Raw genomic sequence first — 21,024 nt, 5'->3', positions numbered from 1 at the left:
CGTCCCCGGCCATGGACGAGGACATTGCGGAACGGCTCGGTCCGCGGATGCCGTACCGCGCGATAGGCACGGCCGTCGCTGCAGCGCTGCTCATGGGCGGCGGGGTGGCGGCGGCCGCCTATGGCTCCACGCACGCCCGGCCCGAGGGGGGTACCGAAGCGGCAGCGGCCGCCTCCGCCCGCCCTTCCGCCTCGGCCAATGCCTCCGCCGGAGTCCCGGGGGTGCGCGCGGCGCCCGAGGAGACGGCACGTCCGGCTCGGGAAACCATAGATACGGCGGAAAGGTATAAAACGCACAACGTCCCCCAGCCCGTAGACCTCACGGCAGCCCTTGCGCCCGTCGTCGCCGCCACCAACGGCGACCTGTCGGTCGCGGTGCTGGACACCGCGAGCGGCGAGCGGGCCGTATACGGCGACGGCGGCTCCTTCGACACGGCCAGCATCGTCAAGGTCGACATCCTCGCGGCCCTGCTGCTGCGGGCGCAGGACGCGGGACGGCAGCTGACCGCGCAGGAGGAGTCGTACGCCACCGCCATGATCGAGTCCAGCGACAACGCTTCCGCGACCGCCCTGTGGGCCGCCATCGGCAGGGCGGACGGGCTCGGCGCCGCGAACCAGCGCCTGGGACTGGCCGAAACCCGGGGCGGCTACGGCGACCACTGGGGCCTGACCCAGACCACCGCGGCCGACCAGCTGAAACTGCTCGAGGCGGTCTTCGGCGAGGACTCCCCGCTCGGCGCGGCCGCCCGGGCGTACGTCCAGGGGCTGATGGAGTCGATAGTCCCCGGACAGGACTGGGGCGTCTCGGCCGCGGCCGCAGGCGACGGGGCGGACACGGCGCTGAAGAACGGCTGGCTGTCGCGGAGCGCGACGGGGCTGTGGGACATCAACAGCATCGGCCGCGTCGAATCCGGCGGCCGGTCCTTCCTCGTCGCCGTGCTGTCGAACGGCAGCGGGACGCAGGCCGCGGGCATCGGGACGGTGGAGGACGCGGCACGCGCGGCCGTCGGCGCGTTTACCGCCGCCGGGGCCTGAACGCCCGCGTCACAGCCACCCGTTCCTGCGGAAGCCGCGGTGGACGACGACGCAGACGATGACCATGACGCAGACGAAAAGCGGGTAGCCGTACGTCCAGCGCAGCTCCGGCATGTGCTCGAAGTTCATGCCGTAGACACCGCAGACCATGGTCGGAACGGCGATGATCGCCACCCAGGCGCTGATCCTGCGCATGTCCTCGTTCTGGGCCACCGTCACCTGGGCGAGGTTGGCCTGAAGGATCGAGTTGAGCAGGTCGTCGAAGGCGGTTATCTGCTCGGTGACCCGGGCCAGGTGGTCGGCGACGTCGCGGAAGTACGCCCGGATGTCCGGGTCCACTCCCGGCAGGGACTGTCCCGGCACGGGCAGGGCGGACAGCGTCTGCAGCGGGCGGTCCAGCGGCGCCACGGCCCGCTTGAGCTCCAGCAGTTCCCGCTTCAGCTGATAGATCCTGCCGGTGTCGGCCCCGCCCCTGCGGCTCGCGAAGACGTCGGTCTCCACGTCGTCGATGTCGTGCTGGAGCGCGTCGGCGACCGCGAGGTAGTCGTCGACCACATGGTCGGCGATGGCGTGCAGTACGGCCGAGGGGCCCTTGGCCAGCTGCTCGGGCACCGTCTCGAGATCTTCGCGCAGCGGGCCGAGCGAGCCGTGGTGGCCGTGCCGGACGGTGACCACGAAGTCGGGTCCGGTGAAGACCATGATCTCGCCGGTGTCCACCACCTCGCTGGTCGACGTCAACTCGGCGTGCTCGACGTAGCGGACGGTCTTGAAGACGGTGAACAGCGTGTCGTCGTACCGCTCCAGCTTCGGACGCTGGTGCGCGTCCACCGCGTCCTCGACCGCGAGCGGATGGAGCCCGAACAGCTCGGCGACACCGGCGAATTCCTGCTGGCTCGGCTCGTGCAGCCCGATCCACACGAAGCCGTTGCCGCAACTGCGCACGTGCTCGATCGCCTCCGCGGCCGGGCAGTGGCCGATCTGCCGCACTCCGTCGAGATAGACCACACAGTTGACGACCGCGCTGCCGAGCGGCGAACGGGCCGGGTGGCTGAGGTCCACGACACGGCGGCGGTGCGGCAGGCGGACGGCCTTGCGCAGATTGCTGATCATCGACACGACGGGCGCTCCTTCTCGCTGCAAACGGCCAGTGTTGCAGGACAGGCCGGGGCCGGACCCCCGGACCCCGGGGGGTCCGGGGGCCTGAGGGCCTGAGGGCGAAGCCCCCAGTTTCGGGAAGGGGCGGGGCAGGGGAAAGGCCCGCCGCAGGCGCGCGACCTGGCCCGCCGGACACGCCTAGATCTCAACGAGCCGCACCTCCGTGGCCTTGATGCTGAGCCATATGGCGCTGTGCTCGGCCAGACCCAGTTCCGCCGCCGCGGCAGGAGTGATCTCGGCGACGACGTCGGGCACATCGACGGCGGCGACGACGACCCGCAACCGGCTTCCGAGCGCGGTGATCTCGCGGACCTCGCCGTGCCACACGTTGCGCGGGCTGCCGGTTGGCCGCTCGCCGTGCAGCGAGACGGCTTCAGGACCTATCACAGCAAGGGCCTCGGAGCCTTCGGGCAGCGGGTCCGCGGCGACGACGCGGCCGCCCCCGGGCAGGGCCAGCCCGTCGCAGACCGCCTTGCCCGGCCAGGCGTTGCGCCCGAGCATGCGGGCCACCCAGGGTGAGCGGGGTGAGCGCGTCACCTCGGCGGGGGACGCGTCCTGGAGCACCTGCCCGTCGTCGAGTACGAGGACCCGGTCGGCGAGGGAGACGGCCTCGACCGGGTCGTGGGTGACGATGAGGCAGACGCCGCCGAAGCCGGCGAGGTGTTCACGGAGGGTGTGCCGGACGTGGGCACGGGTCGTCTGGTCGAGCGCGGCGAGCGGCTCGTCGAGCAGCAGCAGCCGGGGGCGGGTGGCCAGCGCGCGGGCCAGCGCCACCCGCTGGGCCTGACCGCCGGAGAGCTGGCCCGGCCTGCGGTGGGCGAGGTGGCCGACACCGAGGCGGTCCAGCCACTCCTGGGCCGCCCGGCGCGCCTCCCGGCGGGGTACGCGGTGGGCACGCAGCCCGTACGCGGTGTTGCTCAGCGCGCTCACGTGCGGGAACAGCGCGCCGTCCTGGGGGACCCAGGCCACGCCCCTGCCGTGCGGGGGCAGCCCGGCGGCGTCCGCGCCGTCCCCCATCCGGAGCGCGGTGGTGCGGGCGCGCGGGGTGAGACCGAGGAGGGCGCGCAACAGGGTTGTCTTCCCTGCCCCGTTGGGGCCGACCACGGCGATCGTCTCGCCGGGAGCGGCGTCCAGGGTGAGCCGGGGATAGCCCACGACCTGGGCGTGCAGAGGCCATTCCGCGCGCTCGGGACCGGCGGGCGCCTGCGCGGACCCGCGCCCTGCGGCGGGGGCGGTCGGCCGGTCCGTGCGCTCCTCGGGCGCAGGGCCGGGCGAGGGGAGCCGGGCCGCCCCGCGGGACGGCCGGGCGGCCCCCGCCCACCGGCCCCGCAGGGCGAGCAGCACGAGCATCGCGATGGCGAGGAGGAGCAGGGACACCGCGGTCGCGGCCTGCGGCTGCTCCTGGAGGAGCAGGTAGACCTGGAGCGGCAGGGTCTGCGTGACGCCGGGCAGATTGCCCGCGAACGTGATCGTCGCGCCGAACTCGCCCAGCGCCCGCGCCCAGGTGAGCGCCGCCCCGGCGACCAGACCCGGGGCGACCATGGGCAGGGTGACCGTGAGGAAGACCCGTACCGGCGGCGCCCCGAGCGACGCTGCGGTCTCCTCGTACCGGAGGTGCAGCCCGGCGAGCGTCCCCTCCAGGCTGATCACCAGGAACGGCATCGCGACGAAGGTCGCCGCGACGACCGCGCCGGGCGTCGTGAACGGCAGCGTGAGCCCGAACCAGTCCTCCAGCCACCCACCGAGCAGCCCCTGCCGGCCGAAGGCGAGCAGCAGCGCCACACCGCCCACGGTCGGCGGCAGCACCATCGGCAGCAGGGCGAGGGAGCGTACGAGCGCCTTGCCCGGGAACTCGACGCGGGCCAGCAGCCAGGCGAGCGGCACGCCCAGAAGGAGCGACAGGCCGAGCGACCAGAAGGAGACCACCAGCGACAGCCTGAACGCCTGGCTGACGCCCGGCCCTGTGAGGTGCGAGCCGAGGTCCGCCCACGGGGTGCGGGCCAGCACACCGACGAGCGGCAGGAGCAGCAGCGCCACCGCGGCCGCGGCCGGTACGGCGAGTGGCAGCGGTACGCGATGGGGGCCGCGCTGGGGCGGTGGCGGAGCTTTCATGCCGGACACGCTGCGCTCACGGCTTGAGGAAACCGGCGTCGCGCAGGATCTTCTGGCCCTGTGCGGAGCCGAGCCAGTGGATGAAGTCGGCGGCCGCGTCCGCGTTCTCGGACCCCTTCAGGGTGGCCGCCGGGTACCGGGCGATGGCGTTCTGGTCGTCGGGTATCTCGACGCTCCCGACCTTGCCCTCGGCGGAGGTCGCGTCGGTGACGTAGGCGATTCCGGCGTCGGCCTCGCCGAGCTCGACCTTGCTGAGCACCCCGCGCACGCTCGCCTCCTGCGAGACCGGCCGCACGGTGACCTTCTGGGCGTCCAGGATCTGCTTGCTGTACCGGCCGACGGGCACCTCGGGCGCCGCGAGGACGACCTTCACCTTCTTGTCCGCCAGGTCCTTCAGGCCGTCGATCTTCTTCGGATTGCCCTTGGCGGTGGCGATGACGAGCCGGTTCCTGGCGATGACGGCCGGGGCGCCGGTGTCGTTCCGCAGCCCGTCCATCGTCGTGGTGTCGGCGGTCACGAGGGCGTCGGCCGGAGCGCCCTGCCGTACCTGGGCGGCGAGTTCCTGGGAGCCCGCGAAGGAGAAGGTCACGTGGGTGCCGGGGTGCTCGTCCTCGTAGGCCTCGCCCGCCTCCTTGAAGACGTCGGTGAGGGAGGCCGCGGCCAGCACCGTGAGCGTGGCCTGCTTCCCCGGCGCCGATCCGGAACCCGCCCCCTCGCCCTCGCCGGACTCGTTGCCGCAGGCGACGGCGAGCGGGATGAGAAGCGCGGCGGTGAGGGCGACCGCGGCGGTACGGGTGGCTGCGCGCCGACAGTGGACGACGAGGGCCATGGGGTCGTTCTCCTTCATGCTGTTGCGAGCGAATGAGCGGGAGGGCGGCTCGCGGCGGTTGGCTCCGGCGCACGGGGGAACGGCCCGGGCTGCGGTGATACGGGGTCAGGCGCGGTCGATGTGGACGTTGGTCGACTTGACCCGGGCCACGGCCTCGACGCCCACCTCCAGGCCCAGTTCCTCGACGGCCTCGCGGGTGAGCAGCGACACGAGGCGGTGGGGCCCGGCCTGGATCTCCACCTGGGCGGCGACGTCGCCGAGCTTGACAGCCGTCACGATGCCGGGGAAGGCGTTGCGGGCCGAGGTGTAGGAGGCCTCCTCGTCGGCCGCGGCGCTCTCGCCGAGGGTGACCGAGAAGGCCGCCAGGTCCCGGCCGTCGACCAGACGGCGCCCCGACTCGTCGCGGTGCGTCCGCACTTTCCCGGCGTCGGCCCAGCGGCGCGCCGTGTCCGGGCTGACGCCCAGCAGCCGGGCCGCCTGACCGATGGTGTAGGACCGCATGTGCGGCACTCTAGGGATCACAGGTTGTGATCTGCAAGGCTTCGGGCGCATCCGGCCAGCAGTTGCCAGGCTCCTGGCCGGATCCTCCGAAGCCCGCCGGACAGGGCCTATCGGAACAGCGGCCACGGCGGAGGCGAGGAGGGACTGGAGAGATCTGGATGAGCGCACGGCCGGCACGCTCGCATCACCCGGGTTCGCGCCCGCACGGCTCCGCCGGATTGTTCCTGCAGCCTTGACATCGTCACAGCGGCTCCGGTTCCGAGGGGATGCTCGATGGGGGTTCACGGTCCGTTGGACGACCTGCCCGCGCATCTGCGCAACACCCCGTACGTGGCGGGGCGTTACCCCGGGGCGCCCGGAGGTGAAGGGGTCGAGGGCGGGGCCAACTGCCAGCGGTACGCGTATGCCGTGCTCGCGTGGTTCGGGATCGGCGTGCCGCCGCTGCGTTCCGCGGAGTTGTGGGCGGATACGACCGCGACCCGGCGGGTCATGGTCCAACAGCCGCTGGATCTCGTGCTGTTCGACCGCGGAGCCGTACCGGGGCTGCCGGAGGGGTACGGCGCGCACGTGGGCGTGCACCTGGCGCCCGGCCGGGTGCTGCATCTGTGTGCGGAGGCCGGCCGCCCGGCGGTGTGGGGATACGGCGAGTTCGCCGCGCGGCCGCGCTACGCGCGGTTACTGGGCGTGGGATAAGCGGCCGGTTATCCCGGGCCCCGGACCGGCAGCTTGAACCAGATCCGCTTGCCCGCCCCCAGCGGCTCCGCCCCCCACTCCTGCGCCAGCTGTTCCACGATCAGCAGCCCGCGGCTGCCCGACGACGTGTCCGAGGGCATTCTGAGCTGCGGCAGCCTGCTCGAGTTGTCCTGGACCTCGATCTTGAGCTGGGCGCCCGTCCGGTCCCCGTTCTGCCGCAGCAGCCGCGCCGTCAGCATGGCGTCCCCGTCCGTGTGCATGACCGCGTTGGCAATCAGCTCGTTGGCCGCCGTCACGGCGGCGTCGCACTGGTCGCCGAGCCCCCAGTGGGTCAGGGTGTTCCGGAGCATCTGGCGGGCCAGGGCGGGGGCCTGCGGGTCCGAGTGCGTGACCAGACAGCTCCAGTGCCGCCGCTCCTCGGGCTGCCGGTCGCCGGTCAGGCCCACCAGCAGCAGGGCGACGTCGTCCTCCTGACCCTGCCGCGCCTCGATGGTGGCGACGATGTGCTCCGCCAGCTCGTCCATGTCGGCAGGGCCGCCGCGCAGGATCGTCTCGACCTGCTGCACGCCCTCATCGATGTCCATGCCGTGGAACTCGACCAGCCCGTCGGTGCACAGCAGCAGGGTTTCCTCCGCGCCGAGCTGGAGGCGGGTCGTCGGGTACGGCGCGTGGCTGCTGTACTGCGGCAGGCCGAGCGGCAGCCCGCCGTGGATGTACGGGCGTGAGCACCGGCCGTCGGCGTGCTTGACCAACGGGCCGTGGTGCCCTGCGCGTACCAGCTCGGCATGGCCTGTCGCCGGGTCGAGGTCGGCGTAGATGCAGGTGGCGAAGCGGTCGGTGTCGAGGTCGTGGAGGAAGCTGGAGGCCCGGGCCATAAGGGTGGAGGGCGGGTGGCCCTCGGCGGCGTAGGCGCGCAGGGCGATGCGCAGCTGCCCCATGACCGCCGAGGCGTGGATGTCGTGTCCCTGGACGTCGCCGACGACCAGGCCGACCCGGCCGGTGGGGAGCGGCACGACGTCGTACCAGTCGCCTCCTATCTGATGGCCGGTGCGGGCCGGGCGGTAGCGCACGGCTATCTCTGTGCCGGGTACGTCCGGGATGCTGGCCGGGAGCATGGCCTGCTGGAGGCCGACGGCCATGGCGTGCTCCTCGTCGTAGAGCACGGCGCGCTGTACGGACTGGGCGACGGTGCCGCCCAGGGCGATCAGGAGGTTGCGCTCCTCGGGAGTGAACTCGTCCTTGTCCCGGTAGGTGATGGCCAGCGCGCCGATCGGCTGGGCCTGGGCGATGAGGGGCAGGATGGCGGAAGCGGTCAGGTCGCTGCCCTCGACGTGCGGCCGCAGCCGGGGGTGGGTCAGGGCCTCCTCCTTCATGGTGAAGCGAGGAGTCTGGGTACGGACCGCTTCGGCGACCGGCAGCGACTCGTCGAGGCGGACGTACCGCAGGTCGCGGGAGAACTCGGGCGGCATCCCCGCGGCGGCGACGATCCGCAGCCGGTCCTTCTCGACGAGGCTGAGGACGATGCTGCCCGCTCCGATGGCGCCCATGATCTCTTTGCTGGTCAGAGCGGCCGTCACGTCCTGGATGGTCAGTGCCTGGGACAGCACGCTGGTGGTCACCTGGACGACGTCCGTCTGGCGCTTCCGGTCCGCTTTGAGGGTGGCCTGCTGCGTGAGGTGCTCGAGCTCGGGGCTCGCGTCCCGGACGATGCCGACGACGCGGCGGGCGCGGCCCGCTCCGTCGCGCTGGATACGGCCCTGGGTGTGGCTCCAGCGAATGGTGCCGTCGGAGCAGCGGACGCGGAAGTAGGCGCCGTAGCCGTCTTTCGACGCGAGAGCGTCGTCGACGGTGTCCCGGAGCGCGGCTATGTCCTCGGGCATGATCCTCTGGGCCAGGGTTTCCGTCCGGCCGTCGTACTCGTCGGGGTCGAGGTCGTAGACGGCGAGCCCGCCCGGGTCGAGGAAGAACGTGTCGGCGTCCAGGTCCCACAGGAAGCCGCCCATGCCGTTGAGAGCCAGGACCCGGGGGAGATCCACCCGGAGGTCCGCCTCGAGCACCTCGAATCGCATCGCCGGATACAGCTTCGGCGGCGGTTGAAGGGTGTGATGGCGTGCCATGAGGTCTCCGGACGGCTCGTGCGCGACCTACTAAAAGGTACTCGATTGTCCTTGATGCCCAAATAATGGATATACGAGTCATTTACTCCAGGATTTATGACGTCCCGCAAGAAAGTCTTCCGGGAGGCGGCGGGGGCAAGGGATGCAGATCCTTCGCCGCCGACCGACGATGGCACCACGCGGTTCCGATGCGCGGACGAGGAGGTACCCGGGTGTGCCCCCAGGCTTCCAGCCGCGACGGCGCCGGCACCTTCCTCGACAAGGCGACGGCCGCCATCTCGGCGGACAGCGCCGAACAGGTACTGCGGCACGTGCTGGCCGATACGCCCGCCGGGGTCGCCATCCTGGACACGAGCCTGCGCTTCCTCTACGTCAACCCCGCCTTCGCGGGCATGGCGGACATCCCGGCCGCGGGCCTCATCGGCCGGACCCTGACCGAGGTGGCGCCCGGCATCGAGAGCCGTACGGACGTGCTCCGCCAGGTGCTCCAGGACGGGGAGCCCCGCGAGGCGATCACCAGCGGCCGCACCCGGGCCGAGCCCCCGTACGAACGCCGCTGGTGGCACGGCGCCTACCACCGGCTCGAGATCGCAGGGCGGGTGTCCGGGGTCGTCGTCATGGTGCTCGAGGTCACGACGGCTCAGCGGCAGCAGCGCGACCTGGAGCAGGCCCGCGCGCGGCTGGCCCTGCTCGACGCCGCCGCCACGCGGATCGGGACCACCCTGGACATGGATATGACCTGCACACAGCTGGCGGACTTCCTCGTTCCGCTGCTCGCCGACATGGCCACCGTCGAGGTGCTGCCCAGCGAGGTGCCGGAGAGCAAGCCGCTGAAACCGACCGGTGGGCTGCGCATGCGGCGGGCCGCCCTGGCCTCCGTACCCGCGCTGCGCGATGCCCTGCGCCACTTCGGGAAGGCCGGCGAGTACGTGGCCCACCAGCCGGGCTCGGCGGTAGCCCGCTGCCTGGCGACCGCGGGTCCCGTGCTGGAGAACCTGCAGACCGACGAGGAGCTGAGCCGCTCGGCGCCGGACGCGGGGCGCCTGGCGGTGTACCGGGCCGCGGGCATCCACTCCACCCTCGTCATACCGCTCGCCGCCCTGGACCACCCCTTCGGCACCGTGTCCCTGGCGCGGGCCGGGGACTCCCCCGGGTTCACCGACGAGGAGGTGGTGATCAGCCAGGACCTGGCAGGCCGTGCCGCCATCAGCATCGGCAACGCCCGCCGCTACGCCCGCTCGCAGGGCATCGCTCTGGAGCTGCAGCGCGCCCTGCTCGCCGAGCCAGGCAGCCCGCACCCCAACATCGAGCTGGCCTCCCGCTACCTCCCCTCCGGCAGCAGCGCCCTGGTCGGCGGCGACTGGTACGAGACGGTCCGGCTGTCGTTCGGCAGGACCCTGCTGGTCATGGGGGACGTGATGGGCCATGGTGTCGAGGCGGCCGTCGACATGAGCTACTACCGGTCGACGCTGCGCTACGTGGCGGCGACGGGCCTGCCGCCGCACCGGATCCTGCGGCAGCTCGACGCGACGGTCTCCGACAGCGAGTCGGCCCGCCCTGCCTCGTGCCTCCTCGCGCTGGCCGACCCGGCCCGCGGCATCTGCTCGTTCGCCAGCGCCGGGCACCTGCCGCCCGCCCTCTTCTCCGCGGACGGCACCGCCGAGCTGCTGGACCTGCCGAACGGGCCACCACTGGGCACCGGCCTGGGGGGCTACGAGCAGGCCACCCGCGAGCTCCGCGAGGGACAGGTTCTGCTGCTCTATACCGACGGCCTGGTGGAGCGGCGCGACGAGGACATCGACGTATCCCTGGCCCGCCTGGCCGACCTGCGGCCTTCGGTGACGGGCGACCTCGACGAGCTGCTGGACGAGGTGCTGCGGCACCAGGTCGGCGAGGCCGCGGACGACGACGTGGCGGTCCTCGCCGCGCGGATCCGCACCCCGCAGAGCACCAGGACGGAGGGCCCCTGACCAAGGCGCGTCCGGCGGTTCTTCCTGCGGCTGTCCGGGGCGGGCAGCAGCCTTGGCCTGAGGAGGAGGGGCACCGCACACGGCCCGTACGCCTCGCGAGGAGGAGCCGTGGAGTTCGACATCGTCGTGGAAATCCCGCAGGGTCGGTCGACGGCGCCTCCCGGGACGACCGCGACGCCGCCGAAACCGAGATCGAAGCCTCCCGCGAGCGCCTGCAGCGGCAGCGATGAGTTCTGCCCTCCGGCCCCGTCCTAAGGGTTATGGGCACCGCAACAGCACGCGCCGCGGACCGCGGACGCATCGTGATCGCCGCAGCAGGGACGCGCGGCCAGAAGGGGGCAGCACATGACCGCCATGCTTGACCTCGAGCCGCCGACCCGGCAGGTGGCGCTGCTCCTGGACAACATCACCGACGACCAGCTCTCCGCACCCACGCCGTGCGAGTCCTACTCCGTACGGGATCTGCTGGGGCATCTGCTCGGCCTCACGGCCGCTTTCCGGGACGCCGCGACGAAGACGCTCGGGCCGTCGACGCAGGCCGACCCGAGCACCACGGCGCTGCCACCGCTGGCCGGCGACTGGCGCGGCCGCCTCGCCCAGCAGCTGGGAGAACTCGCCGAGGCCTGGCGGGACCCTGCGGCCTGGGAGGGGATGACCCAGGCGGGCGGCATCACCTTCCCGGCCTCGGAAGCCGGCCGGGTCGCCCTCAACGAGGTGCTCCTCCACGGCTGGGATCTCGCCCGCGCCACCGGCCAGGCGTACACCGGCGACGAGGCGAGCCTGCGGGCCTCGATCGCGCTTCTGGGCCGGTCCATGGATCCCGAGGACCGCGAGGGCATGTTCGGGCCCGTCGTCGAGGTCCCGGAGGATGCGCCGCTCCTCGACCGCGCGGTCGCCCTCAGCGGACGGCAGCCGTCCTGGTCACCGCCAGCGCCGTCGAAACCGTAGGCGTGGCGTGCAGAACCGCTGCGTCGTCAGGCGGAGGCGAGGGCGACCTCGGTCGCCTTGATCAGCGCCGCCACGGGGGCCCCGGGCGCGAGCGACAGGTCGTCGGCGGCGTCCTTGGTGATCGCGGCGGTCAGCACGCCGCCTTCCACGCGCACTCTGACGACGGCCATGGCCCCGCCGGCCGCGATCCCCTCAACGGTGCCCGCGATCTGGTTGCGGATGCTGATACCCGCCACCGGTTCGGTCGCCAGTGACACCTCGGTGGACTTGACGAGGGCCCGCACGGCGGAGCCCGCGGCGATGCCCAGCTCCTCGACCGCGTCCCGCGTGACAGCGGCGGTGATCTCCTGCCCGCTGTCGAGGCGGACCTTGACCGCGGCCATCACCTCGCCTGCGGTGACGGAAGTGACGGTGCCTCGGAACTGGTTGCGGATGCTCAGGCTCATGGGAGTTCTGCCTCGCGGTCGGTGAGCGGCCAGGATGCCACCCGCCGCGCCCCGGGAACCGCCGTGACACTCCGCAAGCCCGCAGGTCCGGGCCCGTACGACGGTGCGTGCTGTACCTGCCGTGCGTGCCGTACGTGCCGTACGTGTTGGCGCCGCGAGCCGCGTCGTCACGTCATGCGGCGTCGTGGAGGGCCCGCCCGGTGCGGGAGGCGGCCGTCGTGGTCACGCCGCCTCCACGGGGTGCTCGCTCTCGTGCCGCAGCAGCAGCCGCTTGCGCTCGAGGCCTCCCGCGTAGCCGGTCAGCGAACCGTCGGCGCCGATCACGCGGTGGCAAGGGCGTACGAGGAGCAGCGGGTTCGCGCCGATGGCCGTCCCCACCGCGCGGACCGCCGCACGCGGCGCACCGATCAGGCCGGCCAGCATGCCGTACGTCGTCGTGGTGCCGTACGGGATGGTGTCCAGCGCCTTCCACACCCGCTGCTGGAAGTCGGTGCCGCGGGTGGTGTGCTCGATATCGAAGCGGGTCAGCCGGCCGTCGAAGTAGGCGCGGAGCTGCCGGGCGATCTCGGCGAAGGCGTCAGGGGCCCGCCGCCAGCCGTCCTGGACGACCGCACCGCCCCTCTGGCCGGGCACGGACAGCGAGGCGAGCGCAATGCCGCCGTTCGCGGTCGCCGACTCCTCGCCCACCACGAGCAGTCCGCCCAGCGGGCTGTCGATCGTCGTGTAGACCGTCATCGGTCCGTCCTTCCTTGCTGTTTCCTGTCGTTCACCGGTTTCACCGACGAGTCTGCGCTGTCGGCTGCGCCGTTTCCGGCGGGATTCGGACGTCGCATTCCCGCTGGCGCGGAGGGCTCGTCAACGACGGCCGAGTTCCACAGGTGGTGCATGGCGTACGTGCGCCAGGGTCGCCACCGCTCGGCGTCCTCCGCCGTGGCCCCCACGCGCCGCAGGCCGGCGCGGATGGCGGCGTCCCCGGTCAGCAGCACGTCGGGGTCGCCGAGGGCGCGCATGCGGACGTATCCGGCGGTCCAGGGCCCGATGCCGCGCAGGTCGAGCAGGGCTCGCTCGGCCTCGTCGCGGTCGGCGCCCGGATCGAGGCAGACGGTGCCGTCGGCGAGCACCCGGCTGAGGGTGCGCAGGGCGGCCCGGCGGGACTCCGGCATCCCGATGTCCTCGAGGGCCGCCTCGGCGAGCTCGGTCACCTGTGGAAACAGGTGGGTGAGGCCGCCGTCCGGCGACGGCAGCGGCTCGCCGTACGCCGCCACCAGCGCGCCGCCCAAGCGCCGCCCGGCCGCCACCGAGACCTGCTGCCCGAGTACGGCGCGGACGGCCAGCTCGTGCCCGTCGGCCGCGCCCGGGGCCCGAAGTCCCGGGCGGCGGGCGACGAGGGCGGCGAGCGCCGGGTCGTCGGCGAGGCGCTCGGCCACCGCGTACGGGTCGGCGTCCAGGTCGAACAGGCGCCGTACCCGCTGGGTCGCCGTGGTCAGATCGCGCAGCTCGCTCAGGTGCAGCCGGCACTCCAGCCAGCCTCCTCCCCCGGATCTCGTCCGTCGGGTGCCGCCGCCCGGCCGCTCCCGGACCTCGACGACACCGGTGCCGTGCGGCAGCCGCAGCGTGCGGCGATAGGTGCGGTCGCCGGGTTCGCCCGTGATCTCCTCAATGCCGGTGATGGCACGCCGCGCCAGGTAGTCGAAGACTTCGGCGGACCCGTAAGGACCGCGGTACGCGAGCCTGAGGGGCACCCTGGCGGCTCCGGTCTCCGTAGCAGCTCGGGGCTCCGTGGGGGCTCCGGTCTCCCGCGGAGACCGCCTCTCCCGCGCAGTCCGGATCTCCCGCAGCGTCCGGGGCTCGTGGGCCGCCACCGAGCCGGAGCGCAACGTAGGCCCGCCGCCCGCGGCACGCAGCTCGCTGGGCGTGAGGGCGTAGATCTCCCTGATCGTGTCATTGAACTGCCGCACGCTCGCGAAGCCGGCGGCGAAGGCGATCTCGGCCGCCTGCAGCCCGGTGGTCTGCAGCAGTACGCGCGCCGTGTGCGCGCGCTGGGCCCGGGCCAGGGCTATCGGGCCCGCCCCGAGCTCGGCGTTCAGCTGCCGCTGTACCTGGCGGGCGCTGTAGCCCAGCCTGGCGGCCAGGCCCGCGACGCCTTCCCGGTCCACGACACCGTCGCCGATCAGCCGCATGGCCCGGCCGACGACATCGGCGCGGGCGTTCCACTCGGCGGAGCCGGGCACCGCGTCCGGGCGGCAGCGCCGGCAGGCGCGGAAGCCCGAGCCCTGGGCTGCGGCCGCGGTGGGAAAGAACGTGACATTCCTGCGCTTGGGCGTCATCGCAGGACAGCTGGGCCGGCAGTAGATACCCGTCGTGGAGACGGCGAAGAAGAATTCCCCGTCGAATCTGGCGTCCCGGCTGCGCACCGCCTCGAATTTGCTGTCCTCGCTCATCACACATCCCAGTGTGTGCTATTCCGTGCGCAGTGGCTGGCGGAAATCGGACACGAAATTTCCGGCCGCGGCACGTACGCCGCCGTCGGCGGGCCCTCCCGCCCGTTCGGAGTGGCTGTGATCCCTTCGGCTCATCACCGCGTAACCCGCCGACATATAGGGCGTTATGACCGATTGCTATCGCCGTCGAAAGACGGCGGAGGTTCCTTTTGCAGAAGGAGAAAGTCAATGTCACGTATCGTCAGGGCCGCAGCGGTCACTGCGGTCGCAAGCGCGATGGTTACCGGCGCTGCCGGCACCGCAGTCGCCGGCACGGACGCCAAGGGTGCGGCCGTCAACTCGGGCGGGGTCATCGCCGGCAACGTCGTCCAGATTCCGATCCACGTCCCGATCAACTTCTGCGGTAACAACGTCAGCTGGCCGGGCGGCGCCAGCTTCTTGAGCCCGACCATCGGCAACACCTGCGTCAACGCCGAGGGCAAGTTCGACAAGGACAAGGACGACCGCAAGAGGCACAAGGACAACGGCCACGGCCACGGCTCGAAGGACGACGGCAAGAACGGCAAGAACGGCAAGAAGTACGGCTACTGACCGCCCCGCGGCCGGCGGATGACAGCGCATCATCCCCCGGCGGCCTGCTCTGAGCCCGAAAGCCACCAGTGGCCTCCCGCACGAGCGGGAGGCCACCGCGCGTTGCGGCGGACTCAGCCCCGCTCCGGGACGGGGCGGAGCAGCAGCAGCGCGGTGTCGTCGGTGCGGTCGCCGGAGGGCTGCGCGCGCTGGATGAGGCCGTCGGCGAGATCGTCCAGACCCTGGCCCCCGGCGTGGCTGAGGGTGTCGGCGAGACCGGCGACGGTGCGTTCCTCGTCGGTGCCGGGAGCTTCGATGAGGCCGTCGGTGTAGAGCGCGAGGAGCGAGCCGGGCGGCAGGCCGATCTCGAGGGTGGGGTACCGGCTGTCGCGGTCGATGCCCAGCAGCAGCCCGGGAGGAGGGGCGAGGACCTCGGTCCGGCCGTCGGGGTGGCGCAGCAGGGGTTGCGGGTGGCCGGCGGAGGCCATGCGGGCCCGCTGCCGTCGCAGGTCGAGGTGGACGTAGAGACAGCTGGTGAACAGGCCCGGGTCCAGATCGATGAACAGGCGGTTCGTACGGGCCAGAACGACGTCGGGGCTCGCGCCCGCGACGGCGTGGGCGTGGACGGCGGTGCGGACCTGTCCCATGAGGGCGGCGGCGGTGACGCTGTGGCCCTGAACGTCGCCGATGACGGCGGCCGCGGTGTCGCTGTCGAGGCGGATGAGGTCGTAGAAGTCGCCGCCGATGTCCATGCCGCGGGTGGAGGGCAGATAGCGGGCGGCGACGTCCAGTCCGGTGACGCGGGGCAGCGTGGGCGGAAGGAGCGCGGACTGCAGGCCGCGGGCGAGCCGGTGCTTGGTGTCGTACAGCCGGGCGCGGTCCAGGGCCTGGGCGATGAGGCCGCTGAGCGAGCTGAGGGCGGCGCGCTCGTCGGGGGTGAAGGGGTGGGGCTGTTCGTAGGCCATGAGGCAGCAGCCGACGGGGCGGCCGGAGGCGATCAGGGGCAGGAAGGCCCAGGCGGACATGTCGGAGTGGATCGGGGCGAGGGCCGGATACTCCCGTTCCAGCTCGTCGCGGGAGGCGAAGAAGGACGGCTCGCCCGCGGTCAGGGCGCGGACGCCGGGGGTGGGCGCGGAGAGCGGGGTGCCGTCGAAGGTCTCCACGGTCTCGGGCGCGTAGCCGCGGAAGCCGATGACGCGCAGCCTGCCGCCCTCGGCGACCAGCAGGGCGAGCCCCTGGGCGCCGAAGGCGGGCAGGATCTGGTCGGCCACGAGGTCGGCGACGTCCTGCACGCCGACGGCCTCCGTCAGCGCACCGGCCAGCAGCATCAGGTGGTAGATCGCTCCCACCCGGGTGGGGGCCGTGTCCGGCCTGGCCTCCGGGGGGAGCCGGCCCTGCGGGCGGTCCTTGATACGGGTGGGGGTGATGCGCACGCTGATGCCGGAGCCGTCCGGGTACAGCTGGAAGAACAGCCACTGGCCGGACGGGCGCCGGGCGGTGAAGGACGTCGGCCGACGGCTGAAGACGGCGGCGCGGTAGCGGTCCTCGTAGACCGGGTCGGCCAGCCAGGGCAGCGCCTCCCACAGCCGCGCCCCGACCAGCCCCCGGGTGTCCTCGCCGAGCAGGTCGGCAGCCTTGCGGCTGATGAACGTGATCCGCCCCTCCAGATCCAGTCCGCATCCGCCTCCGGGAAGGCGGTCGACGAACTCCACCGCCGCCAGAGCCTCTGCCCGGCCCGGGGGCTCGGGGCGCACTTGGGGCAGCACTCGCGGCTCGTGCCCGGGTTCGATGCGCTGCCCGGACTCGGCGGCCTGCTGCAGCAGCCCGGCCAGGCGGGCGCAGGCGCCGTCGATCCGGTCGAGTTCGGTCGCGTTGAGCTGCTCCGGGTGCGAACCGGGCCAGAGCAGCAGCAGCGCGCCCCACACGGTGGTCTCGGTGGCGATGGGGGCGGCGGCCAGCGCGAAGTGATACGGGAGGACGAGGGCGGCGCGCGGATAGCGGCGGGCCAGCTCACCCTGGGCGCCCACCCACACCAGGTGTCCTTCGTGCACCGCGTCGGTCACGGGCAGCGGAGCGGCCAGGCCCACGCGCGCCCACGGTGTGGCGAACTCCCGCGGCACCCCGGTCATGGCCTCCAGGCCCAGCATCTGCCGGCCGGGAACCAGCAGGTAGACCCCGCCCGCGTACGCGCCCGTGTCGCGCACGACCTCGGCCAGGATCCGGTCCAGCAGCCGCCGTGCGAATTCCGGACCCGGGGTCCGAGCGGCGTGGCCCATAGTGCGGACCTTACGCCCGGGGCAAGGCGTTGGCACGCGCGGCTTCCGCGCATCCCAGCGGGTCGCGTACGCCCACGCCGCAACCTACAGTGGCGGATATCTGGAGGAATGGCGTATATCGCCCATCGCCCTGGCCATTGGGAGGGCACATGACCCGTATCTCGGTGACGGTGGACGGCACTGCGTACGAGGACGATGTGGAGCCCCGCCTCCTGCTCGTCCACTACGTGCGGGACCGCTTGGGCCTGACCGGCACCCCCGTCGGATGCGACACCACGAACTGCGGGACCTGCACGGTCGACCTCGACGGGGAGAGCGTGAAGAGCTGCACGGTGCTGGCCGTCCAGGCCGACGGGAGCCGGGTGACGACGATCCAGGGGCTCGCCCCGGGCGGCGAGTGGCACCCCCTGCAGACCGCGTTCCACCAGCAGCACGCCCTGCAGTGCGGCTACTGCACCCCGGGCATGATCATGGCCGCCCGGGACCTGCTCCGGGAGAACCCGGACCCCACCCCGGACGAGGTCCGCCACGGCCTGGAGGGCAACCTCTGCCGGTGCACCGGCTACCAGAACATCGTGCGTGCCGTGCTCGCCGCGGCCGCCGAGATGCGCCGCCGCGGCGCCCCCGCGCCCGGCGCCGAGGAGGCCGCGCCCACCGCGGCCGGGCGGAGGGCTCCGGTATGACCACCCAGCCGCTCGCGGGCGGCGAACTCGGCCGCTCCCGGGTCCGCAAGGAAGACGCCCGGCTGGTCACCGGCAGGACCAGGTGGACCGACAACATCACCGTCCCCGGTCTGCTGCACATGGCGCTCCTCCGCAGCCCGATGGCGCACGCCCGGCTCGACCGCGTGAACGTCGCGCCCGCCCTCGAACGGCCCGGCGTGATCGCCGCCTTCAGCGGCCGCGACCTGGCCGACGAGCTCGGCTCCCTGCCCTGCGTCTGGCCGCTGACCGAGGACATCGTCATGCCGGACCACCCGCCGCTCGCCGTCGACGAAGTCCGGTACGCCGGCGACCCGGTGGCCGTCGTCGTCGCGCGCGACCGGTACGCGGCGGCCGACGCGCTCGAGGCCGTCGAGGTGGACTACGAACCGCTGCCTCCCGTGCTCGACATGGAGGCCGCGCTGGCCGAGGGCGCCCCGCTGGTCCACTCCGGCAAGGGCACGAACCGCTGCTACACCTGGCCGCTCGCCACCGGCGACTACGACGAGGCCAGGGGGCGGGCCGACGTCGTACTCCGCCGCCGCTACCACCAGCAGCGGCTCATCCCCAACGCGATGGAGCCGCGGGCCGTGGTCGCCACCCCGCCCACCGGCTCGGACGAGTTCACCCTCTACTCCTCGACCCAGGTCCCGCACATCGCGCGCGTGACGCTCTCCATGACCACCGGCATCCCCGAGCACCGGCTGCGCGTGGTCGCCCCCGACGTCGGCGGCGGCTTCGGCTCCAAACTCCAGGTGTACGGCGAGGAGGCCCTCGCCCTCGCGGTGGCCAGGCGGCTCGACCGCCCGGTGAAGTGGACCGAGTCCCGGTCCGAGGGCTACCTGGCGACCCATCACGGCCGCGGCCAGATCCAGGACGTCGAGATCGCGGCCACCCGGGACGGCACACTGCTGGGCCTGAAGGTGGACCTGCTCGCGGACATGGGCGCGTACCTGATGCTGATCGCCCCCGGCACCCCGATCCTCGGCTCCTTCATGTACCCGGGCATCTACAAGATGGACGCCTACAGCTTCACTTGCACCGGCGTGTTCACCACGATGACGCCGGTGGACGCCTACCGCGGCGCCGGCAGGCCCGAGGCGACCTTCGCCATCGAGCGGACGATGGACGAGCTGGCCGCCGAGCTCGGCGTGGACCCCATCGAGCTGCGCCGCCACAACTGGATCCGGCACGAGGAGTTCCCGTACACCACGGCCGGCGGGCTCACCTACGACACCGGCAACTACGAGGTGGCCACCAGCCGGGCTCTCGCGCTCTTCGGCTACGACGACCTCAGGGCCGAGCAGCGGCAGCGCACCGCCATGGGCGACAGCGTCCGCCTCGGCATCGGCGTCTCCACGTACACCGAGATGTGCGGCCTCGCCCCGAGCCGGGTGCTGCGCGACCTCCGCTACGCCGCGGGCGGTTGGGAGGCGGCCGCCATCCGGATGCTGCCCACCGGCAAGGTCCAGGTGGTCACCGGCACGAGCCCGCACGGGCAGGGCCATGTGACCAGCTGGAGCCAGATCGCCGCGGACGTGCTGGGCGTGCCGTTCGAGGACGTCGACGTGGTGCACGGCGACACCAAGGTCGCGCCACAGGGCATGGACACCTACGGCTCGCGCTCGCTCGTGGTCGGCGGGGTCGCGGTCCACCACGCAGCGCTGAAGGTGGTGGAGAAGGCCCGCAAGGTCGCCGCGCACCTGCTCGAGGCGAGCGAGGCCGACCTGGAGTTCTCCGGCGGCACGTTCTCGGTGAAGGGCTCGCCCGAGGCGCGGAAGACGATCCAGGAAGTGGCGTTCGAGGCGTTCTCCTCGCACGACCTGCCCGAGGGCATGGAGCCGACGATCAACGCCGAGCACCTGATGGACCCGGACAACTTCTCGTTCCCGCACGGCACCCACCTGTGCGCGGTCGAGGTCGACACCGAGACGGGCCAGGTCCGTATCCGCTCCTATGTGTGCGTCGACGACGTCGGCCGGGTGATCAACCCGATGATCGTCGAGGGCCAGGTGCACGGCGGCGTGGCACAGGGCATCGCCCAGGCGCTGTACGAGGAGGCGGTGTACGACGCGGACGGCAACCTGGTCTCCGGAACGATGGCCGACTACCTCGTGCCCTCGGCCCCCGACCTGCCCGACTTCGTCACCGACCGCACCGAGACACCGGCGACGTCCAACGCACTGGGCGTCAAGGGCGTCGGCGAGGCCGGGACGATCGCCTCGACCCCGGCGGTCGTCAACGCGGTCGTGGACGCGCTGCGTCCGCTGGGAGTCCGCGATGTCCGCATGCCGTGCACGCCCGAGCGGATCTGGCAGGCCATCAGGCAGGCGGAGGAAGCAGTCGAGGAGGGTGAGCAATGATTTCCGCCGCATTCGACTACGCACGGCCGCAGAGCCTCGACGAGGCGGTGAGCGCGCTGGCCGAGGGTGGCGAGGAGGCGAAGGTGCTGGCCGGCGGCCAGAGCCTGCTCCCGATCCTCCGGCTGCGGCTCGCCTTCCCGGAGCTGCTGGTCGACGTCGGGCGCGTGCCGGAGCTGCGGGGGGTGCGCGAGGAGGCCGGGACGCTGGTCATCGGCGCGATGACCAGCCACCATGACGTCATCCGCGACCCGTTGGTGCGCCGGTACGCCGGGCTGCTGGCAGCGGCGGCCGAGACCGTCGCCGACCCCGCCGTACGCCACCGGGGCACCCTCGGCGGTTCGCTCGCCCACGCCGACCCCGCGGGCGACCTCCCGGCGGTGGCCCTCGCCCTCGACGCCGAGCTCGTCGCGGCGGGGCCGCAGGGGCGGCGCACCATCCCGGCGCGCGAGTTCTTCACCGACTACCTGCAGACCGCGCTGCTGCCCGGCGAGCTGCTGGTGGAGGTCCGGGTGCCGAAGATGGAGAACTGGGGTTTCCACTACGAGAAGTTCCACCGGGTCGCGCAGTCCTGGGCGGTCGTCGGGGTGGCCACGGCGGTACGGCGCGACGACGGCCGCATCGCGGAGGCCCGTATCGGCCTGACCAACATGGGGCCGACTCCGGTGCGGGCGAGCGCCTGCGAGTCGGCGCTGGCCGGGGCCGAATCCGAACCGGGCGCCGTGGCGCGGGCCGCCGAGTCGGCGGCGGAGGGCACCCGGCCGGCTTCCGACCTCTCCGGGTCGCCCGAGTACCGCGAGCACCTCGCCCGGGTGCTGACCCGGCGTGCGGTGATGACAGCGGCCGGGGTGGAGTGAGGACGGCGGGCGGA

17 protein-coding genes are annotated in these 21,024 nt (G+C 72.7%); 8 read left to right on the top strand and 9 right to left on the bottom strand.

Annotated features, from left to right (window positions below; all coding sequences use genetic code 11):
* Nucleotides 1-11: 11 nt before the first annotated feature.
* Nucleotides 12-1,034 carry a serine hydrolase gene (locus ACTWP8_RS15570; protein WP_443322747.1) on the top strand — a complete coding sequence of 341 codons (1,023 nt, stop codon included), beginning with the start codon at nucleotides 12-14 and terminating at the stop codon, nucleotides 1,032-1,034.
* Between the two features lie 9 nt (nucleotides 1,035-1,043).
* Here the strand turns inward: ACTWP8_RS15570 and ACTWP8_RS15565 are convergent, their stop codons facing one another.
* The 4 genes from ACTWP8_RS15565 to ACTWP8_RS15550 form a co-directional block, all read right to left on the bottom strand.
* Entirely contained in the window at nucleotides 1,044-2,144 is a 1,101-nt protein-coding gene (locus tag ACTWP8_RS15565) for a magnesium and cobalt transport protein CorA (protein WP_443322775.1), read from the bottom strand.
* A 183-nt stretch (nucleotides 2,145-2,327) separates the two neighbouring features.
* Nucleotides 2,328-4,301 (bottom strand): ABC transporter permease, encoded by a 1,974-nt coding sequence (locus tag ACTWP8_RS15560; protein WP_443322746.1) that lies wholly within the window; start codon nucleotides 4,299-4,301, stop codon nucleotides 2,328-2,330.
* Nucleotides 4,302-4,317: 16 nt separating this feature from the next.
* Nucleotides 4,318-5,130 carry a molybdate ABC transporter substrate-binding protein gene (gene modA, locus ACTWP8_RS15555; protein WP_443322774.1) on the bottom strand — a complete coding sequence of 271 codons (813 nt, stop codon included), beginning with the start codon at nucleotides 5,128-5,130 and terminating at the stop codon, nucleotides 4,318-4,320.
* Nucleotides 5,131-5,235: 105 nt separating this feature from the next.
* Nucleotides 5,236-5,631: a TOBE domain-containing protein gene (locus ACTWP8_RS15550; protein ID WP_443322745.1), complete on the bottom strand. Its 396-nt coding sequence runs from the start codon at nucleotides 5,629-5,631 to the stop codon at nucleotides 5,236-5,238.
* A gap of 273 nt (nucleotides 5,632-5,904) precedes the next feature.
* On the opposite strand from ACTWP8_RS15550, the gene ACTWP8_RS15545 reads away from it, so the two are divergent.
* A complete protein-coding gene (locus tag ACTWP8_RS15545) occupies nucleotides 5,905-6,324 on the top strand; it encodes a cell wall hydrolase (protein ID WP_443322744.1) in 420 nt (139 codons plus the stop codon).
* Nucleotides 6,325-6,332: 8 nt separating this feature from the next.
* On the opposite strand, the gene ACTWP8_RS15540 is transcribed toward ACTWP8_RS15545, so the two are convergent.
* A complete protein-coding gene (locus ACTWP8_RS15540) occupies nucleotides 6,333-8,441 on the bottom strand; it encodes a SpoIIE family protein phosphatase (RefSeq protein ID WP_443322743.1) in 2,109 nt (702 codons plus the stop codon).
* Between the two features lie 212 nt (nucleotides 8,442-8,653).
* Between ACTWP8_RS15540 and ACTWP8_RS15535 the strand changes: the two genes are divergently transcribed.
* Together ACTWP8_RS15535 and ACTWP8_RS15530 are read left to right on the top strand one after the other, a co-directional pair.
* Entirely contained in the window at nucleotides 8,654-10,411 is a 1,758-nt protein-coding gene (locus ACTWP8_RS15535; RefSeq protein WP_443322742.1) for a SpoIIE family protein phosphatase, read from the top strand.
* Between the two features lie 345 nt (nucleotides 10,412-10,756).
* Complete coding sequence (locus tag ACTWP8_RS15530) at nucleotides 10,757-11,359, top strand: TIGR03086 family metal-binding protein (protein WP_443322741.1); 603 nt, start codon at nucleotides 10,757-10,759, stop codon at nucleotides 11,357-11,359.
* Between the two features lie 26 nt (nucleotides 11,360-11,385).
* Here the strand turns inward: ACTWP8_RS15530 and ACTWP8_RS15525 are convergent, their stop codons facing one another.
* The 3 genes from ACTWP8_RS15525 to ACTWP8_RS15515 all read right to left on the bottom strand — a co-directional run bounded on the left by ACTWP8_RS15525 (nucleotide 11,386) and on the right by ACTWP8_RS15515 (nucleotide 14,246).
* The gene (locus ACTWP8_RS15525; RefSeq protein ID WP_443322740.1) at nucleotides 11,386-11,805 is read right to left on the bottom strand and encodes a TOBE domain-containing protein; all 420 of its coding nucleotides are present in this window, start codon (nucleotides 11,803-11,805) and stop codon (nucleotides 11,386-11,388) included.
* 222 nt (nucleotides 11,806-12,027) lie between these two features.
* Nucleotides 12,028-12,540: a methylated-DNA--[protein]-cysteine S-methyltransferase gene (locus tag ACTWP8_RS15520; protein WP_443322739.1), complete on the bottom strand. Its 513-nt coding sequence runs from the start codon at nucleotides 12,538-12,540 to the stop codon at nucleotides 12,028-12,030.
* The gene (locus tag ACTWP8_RS15515) at nucleotides 12,537-14,246 is read right to left on the bottom strand and encodes an AlkA N-terminal domain-containing protein (protein ID WP_443322738.1); all 1,710 of its coding nucleotides are present in this window, start codon (nucleotides 14,244-14,246) and stop codon (nucleotides 12,537-12,539) included. Before ACTWP8_RS15515 ends, ACTWP8_RS15520 begins: the two co-directional genes overlap by 4 nt.
* A 228-nt stretch (nucleotides 14,247-14,474) precedes the next feature.
* Here ACTWP8_RS15515 and ACTWP8_RS15510 point away from each other — a divergent pair, with 228 nt between their 5' ends.
* Nucleotides 14,475-14,837 carry a chaplin gene (locus tag ACTWP8_RS15510; RefSeq protein ID WP_443322737.1) on the top strand — a complete coding sequence of 121 codons (363 nt, stop codon included), beginning with the start codon at nucleotides 14,475-14,477 and terminating at the stop codon, nucleotides 14,835-14,837.
* A 113-nt stretch (nucleotides 14,838-14,950) separates the two neighbouring features.
* Here ACTWP8_RS15510 and ACTWP8_RS15505 read toward each other — a convergent pair whose 3' ends face one another.
* Nucleotides 14,951-17,092, bottom strand: a complete 2,142-nt coding sequence (locus tag ACTWP8_RS15505) for a SpoIIE family protein phosphatase (protein ID WP_443322736.1) — start codon at nucleotides 17,090-17,092, stop codon at nucleotides 14,951-14,953.
* Nucleotides 17,093-17,241: 149 nt separating this feature from the next.
* On the opposite strand from ACTWP8_RS15505, the gene ACTWP8_RS15500 reads away from it, so the two are divergent.
* Genes ACTWP8_RS15500 through ACTWP8_RS15490 form a run of 3 tightly spaced genes read left to right on the top strand, consistent with a single transcriptional unit; the run spans nucleotide 17,242 to nucleotide 21,010 of the window.
* Entirely contained in the window at nucleotides 17,242-17,775 is a 534-nt protein-coding gene (locus ACTWP8_RS15500) for a (2Fe-2S)-binding protein (RefSeq protein WP_443322735.1), read from the top strand.
* Nucleotides 17,772-20,156 (top strand): xanthine dehydrogenase family protein molybdopterin-binding subunit, encoded by a 2,385-nt coding sequence (locus ACTWP8_RS15495; protein WP_443322734.1) that lies wholly within the window; start codon nucleotides 17,772-17,774, stop codon nucleotides 20,154-20,156. Before ACTWP8_RS15500 ends, ACTWP8_RS15495 begins: the two co-directional genes overlap by 4 nt.
* Nucleotides 20,153-21,010, top strand: a complete 858-nt coding sequence (locus tag ACTWP8_RS15490; RefSeq protein WP_443322733.1) for an FAD binding domain-containing protein — start codon at nucleotides 20,153-20,155, stop codon at nucleotides 21,008-21,010. Before ACTWP8_RS15495 ends, ACTWP8_RS15490 begins: the two co-directional genes overlap by 4 nt.
* The last annotated feature ends 14 nt before the right edge of the window (nucleotides 21,011-21,024 follow it).

Origin of the sequence: Streptomyces sp. 7N604, assembly GCF_052245475.1 — a bacterium.
In the GTDB taxonomy this organism is placed as follows: domain Bacteria; phylum Actinomycetota; class Actinomycetes; order Streptomycetales; family Streptomycetaceae; genus Streptomyces.
This window is presented reverse-complemented; position numbering and strand designations above follow the sequence as displayed.

What these genes read in the sequence shown, in the direction of transcription:
- ACTWP8_RS15570 (WP_443322747.1), top strand. Translation starts at nt 12, where the DNA reads ATGGACGAGGACATTGCGGAACGGCTCGGTCCGCGGATGCCGTACCGC.
- ACTWP8_RS15565 (WP_443322775.1), bottom strand. Translation starts at nt 2,144, where the DNA reads ATGATCAGCAATCTGCGCAAGGCCGTCCGCCTGCCGCACCGCCGCCGT.
- ACTWP8_RS15560 (WP_443322746.1), bottom strand. Translation starts at nt 4,301, where the DNA reads ATGAAAGCTCCGCCACCGCCCCAGCGCGGCCCCCATCGCGTACCGCTG.
- modA (WP_443322774.1), bottom strand. Translation starts at nt 5,130, where the DNA reads ATGGCCCTCGTCGTCCACTGTCGGCGCGCAGCCACCCGTACCGCCGCG.
- ACTWP8_RS15550 (WP_443322745.1), bottom strand. Translation starts at nt 5,631, where the DNA reads ATGCGGTCCTACACCATCGGTCAGGCGGCCCGGCTGCTGGGCGTCAGC.
- ACTWP8_RS15545 (WP_443322744.1), top strand. Translation starts at nt 5,905, where the DNA reads ATGGGGGTTCACGGTCCGTTGGACGACCTGCCCGCGCATCTGCGCAAC.
- ACTWP8_RS15540 (WP_443322743.1), bottom strand. Translation starts at nt 8,441, where the DNA reads ATGGCACGCCATCACACCCTTCAACCGCCGCCGAAGCTGTATCCGGCG.
- ACTWP8_RS15530 (WP_443322741.1), top strand. Translation starts at nt 10,757, where the DNA reads ATGACCGCCATGCTTGACCTCGAGCCGCCGACCCGGCAGGTGGCGCTG.
- ACTWP8_RS15525 (WP_443322740.1), bottom strand. Translation starts at nt 11,805, where the DNA reads ATGAGCCTGAGCATCCGCAACCAGTTCCGAGGCACCGTCACTTCCGTC.
- ACTWP8_RS15520 (WP_443322739.1), bottom strand. Translation starts at nt 12,540, where the DNA reads ATGACGGTCTACACGACGATCGACAGCCCGCTGGGCGGACTGCTCGTG.
- ACTWP8_RS15515 (WP_443322738.1), bottom strand. Translation starts at nt 14,246, where the DNA reads ATGAGCGAGGACAGCAAATTCGAGGCGGTGCGCAGCCGGGACGCCAGA.
- ACTWP8_RS15510 (WP_443322737.1), top strand. Translation starts at nt 14,475, where the DNA reads ATGTCACGTATCGTCAGGGCCGCAGCGGTCACTGCGGTCGCAAGCGCG.
- ACTWP8_RS15505 (WP_443322736.1), bottom strand. Translation starts at nt 17,092, where the DNA reads ATGGGCCACGCCGCTCGGACCCCGGGTCCGGAATTCGCACGGCGGCTG.
- ACTWP8_RS15500 (WP_443322735.1), top strand. Translation starts at nt 17,242, where the DNA reads ATGACCCGTATCTCGGTGACGGTGGACGGCACTGCGTACGAGGACGAT.
- ACTWP8_RS15495 (WP_443322734.1), top strand. Translation starts at nt 17,772, where the DNA reads ATGACCACCCAGCCGCTCGCGGGCGGCGAACTCGGCCGCTCCCGGGTC.
- ACTWP8_RS15490 (WP_443322733.1), top strand. Translation starts at nt 20,153, where the DNA reads ATGATTTCCGCCGCATTCGACTACGCACGGCCGCAGAGCCTCGACGAG.